Annotated in this window: 18 protein-coding genes; 15 read left to right on the plus strand and 3 right to left on the minus strand. The window is 38.6% G+C overall.

Features of this window, described 5'->3' with window-relative positions:
- Nucleotides 1–20 precede the first annotated feature (20 nt).
- The 3 genes from G8761_RS00455 to G8761_RS00465 are packed head-to-tail and all read right to left on the minus strand — an operon-like array spanning nt 21 to nt 1,100.
- Nucleotides 21–590: a manganese catalase family protein gene (locus G8761_RS00455; protein ID WP_166022580.1), complete on the minus strand. Its 570-nt coding sequence runs from the start codon at nt 588–590 to the stop codon at nt 21–23.
- 22 nt (nt 591–612) lie between these two features.
- Nucleotides 613–873 (minus strand): spore coat protein CotJB, encoded by a 261-nt coding sequence (locus tag G8761_RS00460; protein WP_166022582.1) that lies wholly within the window; start codon nt 871–873, stop codon nt 613–615.
- Nucleotides 870–1,100 carry a spore coat associated protein CotJA gene (locus tag G8761_RS00465; protein ID WP_027323791.1) on the minus strand — a complete coding sequence of 77 codons (231 nt, stop codon included), beginning with the start codon at nt 1,098–1,100 and terminating at the stop codon, nt 870–872. The genes G8761_RS00460 and G8761_RS00465 overlap by 4 nt, the downstream gene beginning before the upstream one ends.
- 149 nt (nt 1,101–1,249) lie before the next feature.
- Between G8761_RS00465 and G8761_RS00470 the strand changes: the two genes are divergently transcribed.
- The 15 genes from G8761_RS00470 to G8761_RS00540 all read left to right on the plus strand — a co-directional run bounded on the left by G8761_RS00470 (nt 1,250) and on the right by G8761_RS00540 (nt 15,031).
- A complete protein-coding gene (locus G8761_RS00470) occupies nt 1,250–1,882 on the plus strand; it encodes a CBS domain-containing protein (RefSeq protein ID WP_166023281.1) in 633 nt (210 codons plus the stop codon).
- Nucleotides 1,883–1,934: 52 nt separating this feature from the next.
- The gene (locus G8761_RS00475; protein ID WP_166022584.1) at nt 1,935–2,300 is read left to right on the plus strand and encodes a hypothetical protein; all 366 of its coding nucleotides are present in this window, start codon (nt 1,935–1,937) and stop codon (nt 2,298–2,300) included.
- A gap of 28 nt (nt 2,301–2,328) precedes the next feature.
- Nucleotides 2,329–3,099, plus strand: a complete 771-nt coding sequence (locus G8761_RS00480) for a metallophosphoesterase (RefSeq protein WP_166022586.1) — start codon at nt 2,329–2,331, stop codon at nt 3,097–3,099.
- A 516-nt stretch (nt 3,100–3,615) separates the two neighbouring features.
- Nucleotides 3,616–4,521 (plus strand): MerR family transcriptional regulator, encoded by a 906-nt coding sequence (locus G8761_RS00485; protein WP_166022588.1) that lies wholly within the window; start codon nt 3,616–3,618, stop codon nt 4,519–4,521.
- Nucleotides 4,522–4,589: 68 nt separating this feature from the next.
- Complete coding sequence (locus G8761_RS00490) at nt 4,590–5,168, plus strand: adaptor protein MecA (RefSeq protein WP_166022590.1); 579 nt, start codon at nt 4,590–4,592, stop codon at nt 5,166–5,168.
- Nucleotides 5,169–5,421: 253 nt separating this feature from the next.
- On the plus strand, nt 5,422–6,699 hold the full coding sequence (locus G8761_RS00495; RefSeq protein ID WP_166022593.1) for a Glu/Leu/Phe/Val family dehydrogenase: 1,278 nt from the start codon (nt 5,422–5,424) through the stop codon (nt 6,697–6,699).
- A gap of 541 nt (nt 6,700–7,240) precedes the next feature.
- Entirely contained in the window at nt 7,241–8,212 is a 972-nt protein-coding gene (locus G8761_RS00500; protein WP_166022594.1) for a YpdA family putative bacillithiol disulfide reductase, read from the plus strand.
- A 90-nt stretch (nt 8,213–8,302) separates the two neighbouring features.
- Complete coding sequence (locus G8761_RS00505; protein ID WP_166022596.1) at nt 8,303–9,259, plus strand: asparaginase; 957 nt, start codon at nt 8,303–8,305, stop codon at nt 9,257–9,259.
- A 160-nt stretch (nt 9,260–9,419) separates the two neighbouring features.
- Nucleotides 9,420–10,112, plus strand: coding sequence for a glutamic-type intramembrane protease PrsW (prsW, locus tag G8761_RS00510; RefSeq protein WP_166022598.1), 693 nt, complete (start codon nt 9,420–9,422; stop codon nt 10,110–10,112).
- A gap of 151 nt (nt 10,113–10,263) precedes the next feature.
- On the plus strand, nt 10,264–10,947 hold the full coding sequence (gene sleB / locus G8761_RS00515; RefSeq protein WP_243449868.1) for a spore cortex-lytic enzyme: 684 nt from the start codon (nt 10,264–10,266) through the stop codon (nt 10,945–10,947).
- Between the two features lie 14 nt (nt 10,948–10,961).
- The gene (ypeB, locus tag G8761_RS00520; RefSeq protein ID WP_166022602.1) at nt 10,962–12,299 is read left to right on the plus strand and encodes a germination protein YpeB; all 1,338 of its coding nucleotides are present in this window, start codon (nt 10,962–10,964) and stop codon (nt 12,297–12,299) included.
- A gap of 89 nt (nt 12,300–12,388) precedes the next feature.
- On the plus strand, nt 12,389–13,051 hold the full coding sequence (locus G8761_RS00525) for a flagellar brake domain-containing protein (RefSeq protein ID WP_166022604.1): 663 nt from the start codon (nt 12,389–12,391) through the stop codon (nt 13,049–13,051).
- A 67-nt stretch (nt 13,052–13,118) separates the two neighbouring features.
- Nucleotides 13,119–13,310, plus strand: a complete 192-nt coding sequence (locus G8761_RS00530) for a DUF5359 family protein (RefSeq protein WP_166022606.1) — start codon at nt 13,119–13,121, stop codon at nt 13,308–13,310.
- Nucleotides 13,311–13,760: 450 nt separating this feature from the next.
- Nucleotides 13,761–14,435, plus strand: a complete 675-nt coding sequence (cmk, locus tag G8761_RS00535) for a (d)CMP kinase (RefSeq protein WP_166022608.1) — start codon at nt 13,761–13,763, stop codon at nt 14,433–14,435.
- A 2-nt stretch (nt 14,436–14,437) separates the two neighbouring features.
- Entirely contained in the window at nt 14,438–15,031 is a 594-nt protein-coding gene (locus G8761_RS00540) for a lysophospholipid acyltransferase family protein (protein WP_166022610.1), read from the plus strand.
- The last annotated feature ends 39 nt before the right edge of the window (nt 15,032–15,070 follow it).

A 15,070-nucleotide genomic window follows, 5' to 3' on the forward strand; every position in this document is an offset into this window, starting at 1 on the left:
TTTTTATTATTGGAAATATATTAGAAAATCACTTTGCGGTCTCTTTCATCTTTGAGAATCTCAACGGCCTCTCTAAATCTTTGTGAGTGGATGATTTCCCTTTCTCTAAGAAAACGAAGCCCGTCATTTAAATCAGGATCGTCACTCATATTAATAATCCATTGGTAAGTTGCTCTGGCTTTTTCCTCTGCCGCGATATCCTCATACAAGTCAGCGATAGGGTCGCCTTTTGCCTGTATATACTTGGCAGACCATGGTTCACCTGCAGCATTATGATAAAATAATGCCTTATCATGATCAGCATAATGCTCCCCAAGGCCAGCAGCCTTCATTTGATCAGGGGTTGCATCTTTAGTTAATTTATAAACCATTGTTGCAATCATTTCTAGGTGGGCAAGTTCTTCTGTACCAATATCATTTAGAAGGCCTATCACCTTGCCTGGTATTGTATATCTTTGGTTTAAGTATCTTAAAGCGGCTGCCAATTCCCCGTCGGCTCCGCCATATTGTTCAATTAAAAACTTGGCCAGCATGGGGTTGCAGCCGCTGACTCTTACTGGATATTGAAGTTTCTTTTCGTAAACCCACATATGGTATAATCCCTCCCTGTTCCTACACTTCCCATGGCCATGGAGATTCAGACCAGTTCCATGGATAGGCAGAATAACTGTTGCCATATTGCAAAAGCGGGCCAAATTGGCTTTCAAATAACTTTTTAAGACGTTTTCTCTCTTTTGCAAATTGATTGAACTGCTGAATGCTTTGCTGATCTCCAGGATGGGTATCCAAATACAGGGTTAGCTCAACTAAAACAAAATCAACAGCTTGCAGCTGTTCCATTAATTGATAATATTCTGCAGGAACCTGAGTCACGACTGTCCGCCTCCTTTAGCCAGTTCATGTGGACTGAAGTAGGGATCAAAAAATGGTTTCCATAGTGTTCCTGCCCTTAAGGCTTCTGCAGGAGTAAATTGTTCAAGGTTTAATGGCTGAAATCCCATATACAAATGAGGTGGGGTTGAATAAGTTTTAGTTTGAATGGGGGGGCAAGGATCAAAAGGGCTGATATAAGGATTGTATGCTTTGTGATGTGGATTCATTGATGGACCTCCTTTTTGTCAATATATCGTTTCATTTTATGAGATTTAATTTTTTTTATAACTGAAATTTATGAAACTGAAAAGGGATTTTTAAAGATATGTTGAAATATAAATAGGAAGTTATGATTTCAAAATTTGAGGTGATGGATATGTTCGTAAAAAGCATTATGATTCCGAAATTTAACTGTGTAACGGTCCAGCAGGATGAAAATTTAAAGTCTGCTCTGGAAAAACTTGAAGAGCATCAAATAGACGGAATTCCGGTTCTCGATGGAGATCTTTATTTCGGAGTCTTAACTCGCTACAGAATATATTTGAATTTCTTCGAATCAGGTATGGAGCGTGAAGAATTTCTTGAAAAAACTCTGGTAAGGAACATTGCCACCAATCAGGATAAATACCTCGAAGGAAATGAACTGTTTGAAACCACTCTTTTGGAGTTAAAAAGTTTCCCGCTATTAGCAGTTGCTGATAATCAAAAGAAATTTCTGGGGATTGTAACCCGATTTGACGTTATGGCGCAGTTTGAGAGTGCATTTGGCGTTAATCGTCCTGGGATAAGAATTGCTTTTACCTCTGTTGAAACAGAAGGACGAATTGCAAGGCTTGCAGAAATTGCCCATCAATTCCATGAACATATTATTTCACTTGTAACTTTTGATGAAACGGATAAACTTGTTCGCAGGATTGTCTTAAAGGTAGAGAAAAAGGAAAATGTGGAGAAGTTTGTTAAAAAACTTGAAGAGCATGGATTTCGCATTTTGGACATTCACGAAGACTAATCTTATGAAATAAAAATCTTCCCTCTCATACACTTTTATGGGAGGGATTTTTATGTTGAGAAACTTAGTTAGAATTTTAGCAGGTATGCTGTTTGGTTATCTTTATATAAAATGGGTTCCCATACCAAATCCCTTTATAGCAGCAGATTTCTTTTTGACCTTGGTCGTGGATCCGGTAAGGTTTTTTACGGCTGCACTAGCATTTACTGCTGGATTTGTCATTAATGGGAACTTAATCAAGGAAGCAATCCAGAGATGCATTTTAGTCATTAAGCGGCAGGCATCCTTTAAAGCCGGGGATCTTATACTGCTGTTTATTATTTTTAGCCTTACCTTTCTATATTATATTGGGCCGGTTCAGGCTTTGGTCCTTTTCTGTTTTATTGTGATTTATGTTATGATTTCCATATATTTTTAGAAAAAAATATATAAGGGGATACTTTTGAATGATTATATTAACGGCTTTTTTAATAGTCGCAATAGGAATGGCAGGACTTTTGCTATATATGCTTAAAGAAGCTTTCTCCAATAATGTAGAGGTTCATAACTTGGCATTTTCTGAATTTCCGAAAACTCTTGGTGAAATTTCGATTTTCTTTATATCTGATATTCATAGACGTACCATTTCTGATAGTGTGATTTCAACAGTCGGGAAGGCAGATATCGTGATAATTGGAGGAGACCTAACTGAAAAAGGAGTCCCTTTTGAGAGAGTAAATAACAATATTCGGAAACTAAGGAAGGCCGGACCTGTCTATTTTGTTTGGGGAAATAACGATTACGAAGTAGATTATCATTTGCTGGATGCCAGCCTTCTGGAGAACAATGTTAAAATTTTGGATAATACGGCAGTAACTTTTGAATCAAATGAAGGAGAAAAATTGTCCCTTCTTGGAATTGATGATATCGCCAAGGAGAGGGACCGGCTGGACCTTGCCCTAAATGATGCAGATCCAGAAAGTTTCAAAATTCTTGTCAGCCATAATCCTCAGATAATAGGGAGAATAATGCCAGAGCATAACATAAGTTTAATCTTAAGCGGACATACTCATGGAGGCCAAATCCATATACTGGGCTACAGTCCTTACAAAAGAGGCGGAATAAAAAAGGTTGGAAATAGCACAATTCTGATCAGCAATGGCTATGGAACCACTTCCCTTCCCTTAAGACTTGGTGCACCTGCTCAATGCCACCTCATTACTATTACAGGGAAATAAGCCGATCTGTTTTGCTGCACATCAAAGTCTTACGTACAACAAACAAGTCCGTTATAATATGAATATAAATTTTTAAAGGATTCAATGAGTTTTCTTAACTTATAAAAAGTGTTTTACTAAAATACGTCTAACTTAGCGCTGTAAGCTAATCTTGATTTATGTTTATAAGTTCTGAACGGATAAGAGCAGCACTTGATCCTCCATTACCTTAAGGCTCAGTCATCGCCGGATTTTCTTTAGCTGATCAAGATTTATATCAATAGTTTCTGAACACACGACTGACAGGATAAGTAAAGCATTATCAGCTTCAAACAAAGGAAAAGCGATAGCTATTTCCTTGGATGTCCTAGTCATGCTAAAGCACAGGACAAGTAAAGCATCGGCTGCTTGGCCTCGCACTAAAAAAAAGGAAAGGCTTTTTCGAGGATGTCCCGTTTTGAGCGTGATAAGCAAAACTAAGCCATCCGCCAAAAGGACCTGGCGAAGGTCAAGTTTTTCTAATACGGAGGAGAACAAATGGCAAGTGAGGAAGGAAAATATAATATTAAGGCAGTTTCCGTTAAACTGGGAATACAGCCGGGCACTCTGCGTGCATGGGAAAGACGTTATCAGATGATAGCACCAATCCGCAACGAGGCAGGCCATAGATTATATACCGAAAAACATCTTGAAATCTTAAAATGGCTTGTTGATAAGGTTAATCAGGGATTCACGATCAGCCAGGCTGTTGCATTATTAGAGAAAAATCAAATGAAAGCGGAACTGACCAAGCCAATAGAAGACCAATTTTCATCCCGTTTTGATGAATTGCTTGATGCTCTTATTCATTTTGATGAAATGAGAGCCCAAGATATTATTAATCAATATTTATCACTTTTTACTACTGACAAAGTTGTCATAGATATTCTTGGACACATTCTTGTTAAATTGGGTGATTTATGGGAAGAGGGAAAAATAAATAGTGCACATGAACATTATGCTTCAGCAATCATAAGGTCTAGAATTGGTATGATTTTGCACAGTTTTCCTGTAAATTCAATGCTTCCAAAGGTGGTTGCTGTTTGCACTCCAGGGGAATGGCATGAAATGGGTTTATTGATTTTTACGCTCTTTCTGAGACGAAGGGGATTTGATGTAATTTACCTTGGCCCCACAGTGGCTGAAAATGATATAGATGCTGTTTTGGAGACAGCAAACCCTAAATTTTTATTCATGTCCTGTACATTAAGGGAAAACATTAAAGCAGCTGTACAATTGGCAGAACATCTTTCATCTAAATATCCCTTCTTAACTATTGGGCTGGGCGGAAGTGCAATTGATTCGCTTAAACAGCCCCAGAGAAACCAAGTAGAGCCTTTTCTTGTTGGCCGGACAAGTGAAGAATGGGAAGAATGGCTGGTGGAAAAAATAGGTGGAGTGTAGACAATTCACCATCGACCTGCATTGACATAGACTAAAACAAGAGTAATGTCATGGCAGGAGGCAAAATCATGCGTTTGGAGCGCTTAACAGCCAATAAAATAAAAATTTCATTATCCTCTGATGATTTGTTTGAGAGGGGACTGTCCAAAGAAGATATATGGAAAGATTCGATTAAATGGCACCAGCTTTTTCATGATATGCTCGAAGAAGCAAGCGAAGAGTTTGATGTAGATTTTGAAGGTTCCGTCGGTGTTGAAATTTTTTCGCTTCAGGCTCAGGGAATGATTATGATCATTACCGTTGATGATGCCTCTGATGAAGAAATCCTATATGATGGTTTTATTGAAATGCAGGTAAGGCTGGAAGGCTGTGACGATCTCCTTTTCATCTTTCAAGCCTTTGAGGATGTTATTTGCCTGTGCAAAAGTTTAGATATTGCTGGAATCAAGGGTGGCAATTTATATTCAATTAATAATCAGTATTTTTATCATCTCCAGAAAAAAGAGGGTGAAGATCTGGAAAAAGCAGCTGCCATACTAGCCGAATATGGAGATGCTTCCATTGTAAGTCCTCATTGGCTGGAGGAATACGGGAAACTAATAGTTAAAAACACTGCGGTAGAAACTATTCTTCAGTATTTTAAGTAGCATCGTCTATTAAAATACTGAAAAGGGGTCTGCCGCCTCTTTATGCATTCTTGCATACATTAATCCCCGGTTTACAAGTCTCTTTTTATAGTAAGAAGTATTCAGTTTTTATAACTATGACAGCGTTTACAATTAGTTGACTGATATCGCATTTTTGCCTACTTTTGTTCTTGCATAAATCACTTAAAGGTGTATACTATGTCATGAAAGCGGACAACATTCGTAAAAGTGAAGATCTTTAGGAGGTTTACAAATGGTAGCCGAGAAAGGTAATGAACATACCAGCCAAGAAGAAAAACATGATGTATTGAAATCAACTCAAACTGTTATCCATAAAGCTTTGGATAAATTGGGTTATCCAGAAGAAGTTTATGAATTATTAAAAGAGCCGCTAAGGCTAATGACTGTTAAAATTCCTGTCAGAATGGATGACGGATCTATAAAAATATTTACTGGCTACCGAGCCCAGCATAACGATGCAGTAGGACCAACAAAAGGCGGAATCCGTTTCCACCCAAATGTTACAGAAAGAGAAGTCAAAGCACTTTCTATATGGATGAGCTTAAAGTGTGGTATCGTTGACCTTCCCTATGGCGGAGGAAAGGGCGGAATTGTTTGCGACCCTCGTAATATGTCATTTCGTGAGCTTGAAAGACTTAGCCGGGGATATGTACGTGCCATTAGCCAGATTGTTGGACCAACTAAGGATATTCCTGCACCTGACGTGTTTACCAACTCTCAAATTATGGCATGGATGATGGATGAATACAGCAGAATAGATGAATTCAATTCTCCTGGCTTTATTACTGGAAAACCACTTGTTTTAGGCGGTTCTCATGGCCGAGAATCAGCTACCGCAAAAGGCGTTACCATTTGTATCCGTGAAGCAGCAAAGAAAAAAGGAATGGAATTAGAAGGGGCAAGAGTGGTTGTCCAGGGCTTCGGTAATGCAGGAAGCTACCTAGCAAAATTCATGCATGATGCCGGAGCTAAAGTTGTGGGTATTTCTGATGCCTATGGTGCTTTATATGATGCTAATGGTCTGGATATTGAATATTTGCTTGATCGCCGTGACAGCTTTGGAACTGTAACAAAATTGTTCAATAATACAATTACCAATAAAGAGCTATTGGAGCTTGATTGCGATATTCTTGTTCCTGCCGCTATTGAAAATCAAATTACCGAGGAAAACGCACATAATATTCGCGCGGGTATCGTAGTTGAAGCAGCGAATGGCCCTACTACTCTCGAAGCTACAGAAATCCTAACAGAACGCGGAATCCTTCTTGTACCTGATGTTTTGGCTTCTGCGGGAGGAGTAACTGTTTCTTATTTTGAATGGGTACAGAATAACCAGGGCTACTACTGGACTGAAGAAGAAGTAGAAGAAAAGCTGGAGAAGGTTATGGTTAAATCCTTTAACAGTATTTACGATACAGCCCAGACAAGAAGAGTTGATATGAGACTTGCTGCCTATATGGTGGGTGTCAGAAAAATGGCTGAAGCCAGCCGTTTCAGAGGCTGGATCTAAAGCTTACTATGAATATATAATAGTCTTTTTGCAGACATCGTCTTCAATATAACTTTTGTAAAAGCCATTAACATTGAAACATCTTAGAAAATCTCCTATCATTAGACGATAGGGGATTTTTACATTTGGCTCAGTTAAACAAAAAGTAAACAGCTCCCTCATCAAAAAATTCGGTCACAATAGCTATGAAGAACATTTTGTTGATGGAAAGGGAATCTGGGACTTTAGCCTTTTATCTATTAACAGTCACTTGTGCTTTTTTATAAGGCGCTGTTAAAATTCAAACTTAATTTTAACCCTTTTAAAAAAATGGCTGTGTTAAAGAATAGTGTTGATTTTTTATCTATGTTGATTGAAACGAGTGGCTTCGAGACAGACAAAAGGCGTCCTGTCTCTGCGATGATTCTTCTTAGAAGCATTCCTTTGTGGAGCGAAAACCAACAACCAAGTTTAACAAAGCCAAAAAAATAAAAAGTTAAAGTTATAATAGCCTTACATTTAAAATTATTAATAAAAAATAGTATGGAGTGTGACCGTAAAAATGCAACAGGAAGATGTTATTATAATTGGTGGCGGTCCATGCGGGATGGCAGCTGCAATTTCTTTAAAAGAAGCAGGGAAAAATCCGTTGATTATTGAAAAGGGAAATATAGTAAATGCAATCTACCACTATCCCACTCATCAAACTTTTTTTAGCACCAGTGAAAAATTGGAGATTGGTGATGTTCCTTTTGTTACTGAAACTTATAAACCAAAACGTAATCAGGCACTGGTTTACTATCGGGAAGTAGCTAAGCGGAAAAACTTACGTATTAATGCTTTTGAAAAGGTCCTGTCAATAGAAAAGGAAGAAAAACATTTTAAAGTTGAAACGGACAAGACAACCTATTATTCCGCCTATGTCATTATTGCAACTGGCTATTATGATCATCCGAATTTTATGGGGATTCCTGGTGAAAACCTATCAAAGGTTTCCCATTATTTTAAAGAAGCCCATCCATACTTTGATAAAGATGTTTGCGTGATTGGCGGAAAAAACTCCAGTATTGATGCTGCAATTGAACTTGATAAAGCCGGAGCGAGAGTAACAGTGCTTTATCGGGGAAGTGAGTATTCCTCTAGCATCAAACCGTGGATATTGCCGGAGTTTATTTCCCTGGTTAAGAATGGAAAGGTCTTAATGGAGTTTGATTCCCATGTAAAAGAGATTTTGGAGAATAAGGTCATTTATATAAAGCAGGGCGAAACAAAAGAGATCAAAAATGATTTTGTATTTGCCATGACGGGTTATCATCCTGATCACACTTTCCTGAAGGCAATGGGTATAGGCATAGACGAGGAAACTGGAAGGCCTGTTCATAACCCGGAAACGATGGAAACAAATGTGAAGGGAATTTTTATTGCAGGGGTTATAGCGGCAGGTAATAATGCAAATGAAATCTTTATTGAAAACGGAAGATTTCACGGGGGGCAAATAGCAATTGCCATAAAGGCCAGCGAGGATGCTAAATAGAATTGGACATTCATTTTTGCCATTGCACCTTAAACTGATTTGATATAATAAAGCTGTCTTAGATGTAGATTAAATAGCCGGAGGAATATGATGAAGAAGGTAGTTTTGTTAACAACTGGAGGAACCATTGCCAGCAGGCCGAATAAAGATTCCGGAAAGCTGGCATCAGGTGCTTTAACAGGGGAAGAATTGGTCTCTCTTTGTCAGCTGCCCGAAGATATTGAGGTAATTGTAGAATCTGCCCTTCAAAAAGCGAGTATTCACATTACATTTGATGACCTGGTAGTATTGAAAAATAAAATTGATGGTTATTTTCAAGATGAAACTGTTTCAGGAGTAGTGGTAACACATGGAACCGATACTTTGGAAGAATCAGCATATTTTCTTGATTTAACAATAAAAGATGACAGACCAGTTGTTGTTACAGGATCGCAAAGATCTCCAGAAGAGCTTGGAAGCGATGTATTTATTAATCTTCGTCATGCCATCTATTCAGCTTGTTCAGATGATTTAAGAGGTGCTGGTACAGTTGTGGTATTTAATGAACGGATTTTTGCAGCGCGTTATGTAAAAAAAGAACATGCCTCCAATATCCAGGGATTTAATGCATTCGGATTTGGCTATCTGGGTATTATCGACAATGATCAAGTCCAGATATTTCAGAAGCCCTTAAAAAGAGAGCAATTTGAAGTGAAAAGTCCGCTTCCAGTTGTGGATATTATAAAATGTTACATTAATGCTGACGGCAAATTTATCAAAGCGGCCAGGGAAAGCGGTGCAAAAGGAATTGTTCTTGAAGGTGTAGGGCGCGGACAGGTAGCCCCGGAGATGATGGATGAGATTGAGCATGCCATCAAAGAAGGAATTAAAATAGTTATCACCACTAGTGCAGAGGAAGGCGCAGTTTATCCTACCTATGATTACAAAGGCAGTGCGTATGATTTATATAACAAAGGTGCCATTCTGGGAAGCGACAATGACTCGAAAAAAGCCCGAATAAAACTTGCTGTTGCGTTGGCGAGTGGTCTGGATAAAATTGTTTTTTAAAGACAATGTCAAGGCAAGTGGTTAAACTTTCGATATTAATTACTAACTTTTCATGATAAGATTTAAGAAAAGCAAAATGGGCTTTTATGAAGCAGAAGAGCGAAGGACTAGAAGGTTATACCTTCTTTTCTATTAATAAAGCTAGAAAAGAGGACGATACATGCTGGGGATATTTTCTGCCGGTATTGCACCGGGTTTGGCCTTGTTAAGTTATTTTTATTTAAAAGATGAATATGACGCCGAGCCGATTTCTGTTGTTTTCAGAACCTTTCTTTATGGTGCATTGCTCGTCTTTCCAATAATGTTTATTCAGCATGTCCTTGATACGGAAAATATTATTCAGTCACAATGGATTCATGCCTTTCTTAATTCTGGATTTTTGGAAGAATTTTTTAAATGGTTTATTTTATTTTATGCAGTGTATCAGCATGTTGCCTTTGATGAACCTTTTGATGGGATTGTATATGGTGCAGCTGTTTCTCTTGGGTTTGCGACATCAGAGAATATTTTCTATCTTGTTGCAAACGGAGTAGAACATGCTATAGGCAGAGCTCTGCTTCCCGTTTCCAGCCATGCATTATTTGGTGTCATTATGGGATTTTATTTAGGCAAAGGAAAATTCACGGAAGGCTCGAAAGCAAAGTGGATTATTCTCTCTCTAGGTTTGCCAATACTACTTCATGGCTTTTATGATTATATCCTGATATCTCAGGAAAACTGGTTAATGGCTATTTTCCCTTTTATGGTATTCCTTTGGTGGCTTGGCCTGAAAAAAGTAAAAATGGCTAAAGTATTAAGCGCAAAGCATTTTAAAAAACAATACAGATTACAAAAAAGAACTCTCCATTCCTGATGGAGAGTTTTTTCATGCGAATAAAATCCCTATGTTTACAAAAAATAGGTTTAATAATAAAAGATTTACATCCGGGGGTTTGAAATCCATGAAAAAGAAAAAAAACCAGATGAACCGACTTTTAATCATCCTACTTTGCTTTTTAACATTAATGCCGCTCTCGGCAACAGAAACCTTTGCTTTCACCGGCCAGGTGATTCAGCGGGGAGCTGTTGGTGATGATGTTATTGAGCTGCAATCCCGTTTGGGGTACCTTGGTTTTTTCCGTGGAAAAATTGATGGTGTCTTTGGCTGGAGCACCTATTGGGCCCTTAGAAATTTTCAAGATCAGTTTGGGCTTCCGGTTGATGGGTTGGGAGGAGCAACAACCAAGGCGAAGTTAGTTAAAGCTTCGAAATATGATTATACAGGGGGGGGGACGACGGCAAAAAAGGCATCCAGGCCTAAAAAAACAACAGCAGCCATTACACCCAATGGTTTCTCCCAAAATGAGATTCAGCTTATGGCCAATGCAGTACATGGTGAATCGAGGGGGGAGCCATACATAGGACAGGTAGCTGTGGCAGCCGTTATCCTCAATAGGGTAGAAAGTTCCAATTTTCCTAATACAGTATCCGGGGTTATTTTTGAACCTGGGGCATTTACTGCTGTTGCGGATGGACAAATATGGCTTACCCCTAATGCAACTTCCAAAAAAGCAGTGCTGGATGCTATCAATGGCTGGGATCCGACAGGGAGTGCCCTTTATTATTTTAATCCTGCAACTGCTACAAGTTCATGGATTTGGGGAAGACCACAAATTAAGAAAATTGGAAAACACATATTCTGTAAATAACGGGGTGAACGGATTTGTTTAGAGGAATATTGATTGCATTTTTAACTTTAGGTGCAGTAGGACTGGGATTTTGGGGTTATCAGGAGCACAGGGAGAAGAATGCTGTCCTGATTAACGCGGAAAATAGCTATCAGAGGGCTTTTCATGATCTCTCATATCAGGTGGATTTGCTCCATGACAAAATTGGAACTACACTCGCTATGAATTCGCGGAGTTCTCTTTCGCCAGCCCTGGCGGAGGTCTGGAGAATTACCTCACAGGCACATAGTGATGTTGGACAGCTTCCCCTTTCGCTATTGCCATTTAATAAAACAGAAGAGTTTTTATCCAATACCGGAAACTTCAGCTATAAGACTGCAGTCCGCGACTTGGATAAAAAACCTCTCTCACAAAAGGAGTATGAGACACTTAAAGTACTTTATAAGCAATCTGGTGATATTCAGGGGGAACTTAGAAAAACTCAGAATTTGGTTCTAAAAAACAACCTCAGATGGATGGATGTTGAGCTTGCCCTGGCATCCGGAAGAGAAAAAACTGATAATACAATAATAGATGGTTTTAAAACGGTTGAAAAAACTGTTTCAGGATACGATGAAACCGATTTCGGCCCCACCTTTACAAATTTGCAAAAAAAAGATGAGAATTTCAATAAGCTAGAAGGCAGGAAAATCTCCTCCCGTGAGGCGGCCGCCATTGCCAAAAAATATATGAATTTTGATGAGAATGCAAGACTGAAGGTAACGGATAACGGAAATGGCTCTGATTATGGTTTTTACAGTGTATCACTAAAGAACAAAAGGTCGGGGCAGGAAGCCAGTATGGATATCACTAAGAAAGGCGGATATCCCATCTGGTTTATTAACTCACGAGCTGTGAAAAATCAAAAATTAAGCCTAAACGATGCTGGAAACAAGGCAGCTGCTTTTTTAAAGAATAATGGCTTTAAAAATATGGAGGTTTTTGAAAGCAGCCAATATGACAACGTGGGGGTTTTTGATTTTGTCACTTCCCAAAATAATATTAGAATTTATCCAGAATCAATAAAGCTTAAAATAGCTTTAGATGATGGAAGCATCATTGGGTTATCCGCAGAGGATTACTTGAAAACCCATCAGGACCGAAAATTTTCTTCTCCTGTTCTTTCGAAGGAAGAGGCAAGGAAAAAGGTTAATCCTAAGCTTAAAGTGATGGAAGAAAGACTTGCGGTCATTGTGAACGATCTAAATGAGGAAGTTCTTTGCTATGAACTGCTAGGGACACTGGGGAATGACAGTTACCGGATATTTATTAATGCAAAAACAGGTGTTGAAGAACAAGTAGAAAAATTGAAAAATGCGGAATCAGTTCTTTAGGAAAAGCAAGATTTGCTTTTCCTTTTTCTTTTAATAGGTATAATAAAATTACAAGGTTTTCCTTATATAGAAAAAGGAAGGTTTTCTAAGTGATACAAATTGGAGATGTATTGACACTCGAGCCGCGGGATAATGAAAAGATCGAAAGATATAAATGCAAGGTTGTAGATATAAGGGGAAATAATATTTTGATCGACTACCCGATTAGTCTAAAAAGCAACCGGAGCGTTTTTCTGCTTGATGGCTCACAGCTAAAGGCAACGTTTGTAGGTCCAGACGGATCCTCAGTATTTTTATTTGAAACAGAAGTAAAAGGAAAATTAAAACAAAATATTCCTATGCTTATCCTTCCCTATCCAGGTACAGACCATTTAATAAAAATTCAGAGAAGACAGTTTGTCAGGGTTGAGACTGCTATTGATGCTGCATTACACCCTTTAAACGATGAATTTATCCCCTTGACTGCACTTACAGATGATATTAGTGCAGGAGGAGCGGCTGTTCTTGTTCCCGAATCTTTGGAAGTTAAGCAGGGGCTGAACCTGATGGTCTGGCTTGTCATTCCGTTTCAAAATGGAGAATATCATTATATGAAACTGCCAAGCAGAATTATCAGGGTAATTCCCCATAATGAAACAAGGAAAAAACTATCAATTCAGTTTTCTGAGATATCCAGCCATGATAGACAAATTCTTTTACGTCTCTGTTTTGAAAAACAGCTTGGAATGAAGAAAAAAGGGCTTACGACATAAAAACAGAATAATTTCAACTTTACCTTCCAATACTAAATATAAAACGTAAATAAGGGAAGGTGAGAGCTTGAAAAGGGTTGAGAGAATCCTGATTAAGCTTGTAGTTATTCAACTGTTTTTTCTCCTTTTTTTTCAGCTTGTTTTTCACCGTTTCGGGATATTTCCGGAAATAAATCCATTAACAAGATACGAAGGGGTCAGTGGAACTACATATACGAAGATTTTAGAAGTAATAAGCCAAAAAAATTCAGAAAAGTAGCCTGCAGGCATGTGCCTGCTTCTTTTTTTTGCTAATCAGAATTTATATCCATAAATTCTGAACGCATAAGCAAAACTAAGGCATCCGCCAAAAAGGCCTTGGCGAATGCCAAGATTTTCTAATGCAAAAGGTTCAGTTTTAAGGTTGTTGATAAGAAAAAAGGCTGGCAGGACCTCCACAAGGAAGCATGAGAGCGGAGGCTGGGCGACAAGGAAGGCACGTCAGATTCATATCTCCTGACTGAAAAGCGTTGTTAAGAAAGACCCCAAAACCCCACAGCCGTTGGACGCTGAGTCTATCGAACAGCCAGCGGAAAGCTCCTTAACCGGAAAAATAAAAATTAATCTTATTAAAAGATGCTTATAATTTAAAATACTAAAATAAAAGAGCAATTAAGTGAATTATGGTAAAATAAAAAGAAGACAACAAGTGAAGGTTTCAGGAGGATTTATGGAAAAGAAAATATCTATAGCAATTGATGGACCAGCTGCTGCGGGAAAAAGTACGGTAGCTAAAATAGTAGCAGAAAAATTATCATATGTATACATTGACACTGGTGCCATGTACCGTGCATTAACCTATAAAGCTATCCAGCATAATTTGGATTTGCAAGATCGCGAGGCACTTAACCATACCCTTTTAAATTCAGAAATTCGGCTTATTCCATCGGATAAAGGCCAGCTGGTTTATTTGGACGGAAAAGATGTTACATTAGAAATTCGTTCTCCGGAAGTTACAAACTCTGTTTCAATTGTTTCTATGCATAAAGATGTGAGAGCAGAAATGGTTCGCCGGCAGCAGCTATTTGCAGTGGATGGCGGTGTAGTAATGGACGGACGTGATATCGGCACCCATGTTCTCCCAAATGCTGAAGTAAAGATATTTATGCTGGCAAGTGTGGAAGAACGAGCAGAACGCAGGCATACCGAGAATATACAAAAAGGTATTCCCTCCAATCTTGAGCAGTTAAAGGAGGAAATTGCCTACCGGGATAAGCTTGATTCCGAGCGTGAGGTTGCACCTTTACGAAAAGCAGAAGACGCAATCGTTATTGATACAACTTCAATGGGAATTATGGATGTTGTACAAAAAATAATGGATCTTGTGGGTGAAAGGATCGGTTAAGCATGACATTTTACACATTTGCCAGGTCAGTGGTAAAGTCGATTTTAAAGCCAATGTACCGTATAGAAATTATTGGTAAAGAACGCATGCCTCAGAGTGGCGGAGTGCTGCTTTGCAGCAATCATATTGATAACTTTGATCCTTTGGTTGTAGGGGTTACCGCGCCAAGGCCAGTAAGTTTTATGGCTAAAGAGGAATTGTTTAATGTGCCTGTTTTGGGCAATATTGTACGAAAATGTAACGCTTTTCCAGTAAAAAGGGGTATGAGTGACAGGGAAGCATTAAGAAAAGGTTTGGCTGTTTTAAAGGATGGAAATGTTTTAGGATTGTTTCCAGAGGGAACAAGAAGCAAGACAGGAGAGCTTGGAAAAGGATTGGCAGGTGCAGGCTTTTTTGCCCTGAGATCCAAAGCCGCTGTTTTGCCTTGTGCTGTAATTGGTCCTTATAAAACCTTTGGCAGGCTCAGAGTAGTTTACGGGAATCCAATCAACATGGATGAATTGCGGGATAGAAAAGCTTCTGCCGAAGAAGTAACTGATATAATTATGCTGGAAATCAAAAAGCTTATTGATGAACACAGACAGGTTTCCGCTTGACAAAATTAGCTATTTGTAAGAAGTTATTAAAAAGAACTG

The organism is Neobacillus terrae (assembly GCF_011393025.1).
In the GTDB taxonomy this organism is placed as follows: domain Bacteria; phylum Bacillota; class Bacilli; order Bacillales; family Cytobacillaceae; genus Neobacillus_A; species Neobacillus_A terrae.

Excerpts from the sequence above, each read along its gene's own strand:
- G8761_RS00455 (WP_166022580.1), bottom strand. The coding sequence starts at position 590 with ATGTGGGTTTACGAAAAGAAACTTCAATATCCAGTAAGAGTCAGCGGC.
- G8761_RS00465 (WP_027323791.1), bottom strand. The coding sequence starts at position 1,100 with ATGAATCCACATCACAAAGCATACAATCCTTATATCAGCCCTTTTGAT.
- G8761_RS00470 (WP_166023281.1), top strand. The coding sequence starts at position 1,250 with ATGTTCGTAAAAAGCATTATGATTCCGAAATTTAACTGTGTAACGGTC.
- G8761_RS00475 (WP_166022584.1), top strand. The coding sequence starts at position 1,935 with ATGTTGAGAAACTTAGTTAGAATTTTAGCAGGTATGCTGTTTGGTTAT.
- G8761_RS00480 (WP_166022586.1), top strand. The coding sequence starts at position 2,329 with ATGATTATATTAACGGCTTTTTTAATAGTCGCAATAGGAATGGCAGGA.
- G8761_RS00485 (WP_166022588.1), top strand. The coding sequence starts at position 3,616 with ATGGCAAGTGAGGAAGGAAAATATAATATTAAGGCAGTTTCCGTTAAA.
- G8761_RS00490 (WP_166022590.1), top strand. The coding sequence starts at position 4,590 with ATGCGTTTGGAGCGCTTAACAGCCAATAAAATAAAAATTTCATTATCC.
- G8761_RS00495 (WP_166022593.1), top strand. The coding sequence starts at position 5,422 with ATGGTAGCCGAGAAAGGTAATGAACATACCAGCCAAGAAGAAAAACAT.
- G8761_RS00500 (WP_166022594.1), top strand. The coding sequence starts at position 7,241 with ATGCAACAGGAAGATGTTATTATAATTGGTGGCGGTCCATGCGGGATG.
- G8761_RS00505 (WP_166022596.1), top strand. The coding sequence starts at position 8,303 with ATGAAGAAGGTAGTTTTGTTAACAACTGGAGGAACCATTGCCAGCAGG.
- prsW (WP_166022598.1), top strand. The coding sequence starts at position 9,420 with ATGCTGGGGATATTTTCTGCCGGTATTGCACCGGGTTTGGCCTTGTTA.
- sleB (WP_243449868.1), top strand. The coding sequence starts at position 10,264 with ATGCCGCTCTCGGCAACAGAAACCTTTGCTTTCACCGGCCAGGTGATT.
- cmk (WP_166022608.1), top strand. The coding sequence starts at position 13,761 with ATGGAAAAGAAAATATCTATAGCAATTGATGGACCAGCTGCTGCGGGA.
- G8761_RS00540 (WP_166022610.1), top strand. The coding sequence starts at position 14,438 with ATGACATTTTACACATTTGCCAGGTCAGTGGTAAAGTCGATTTTAAAG.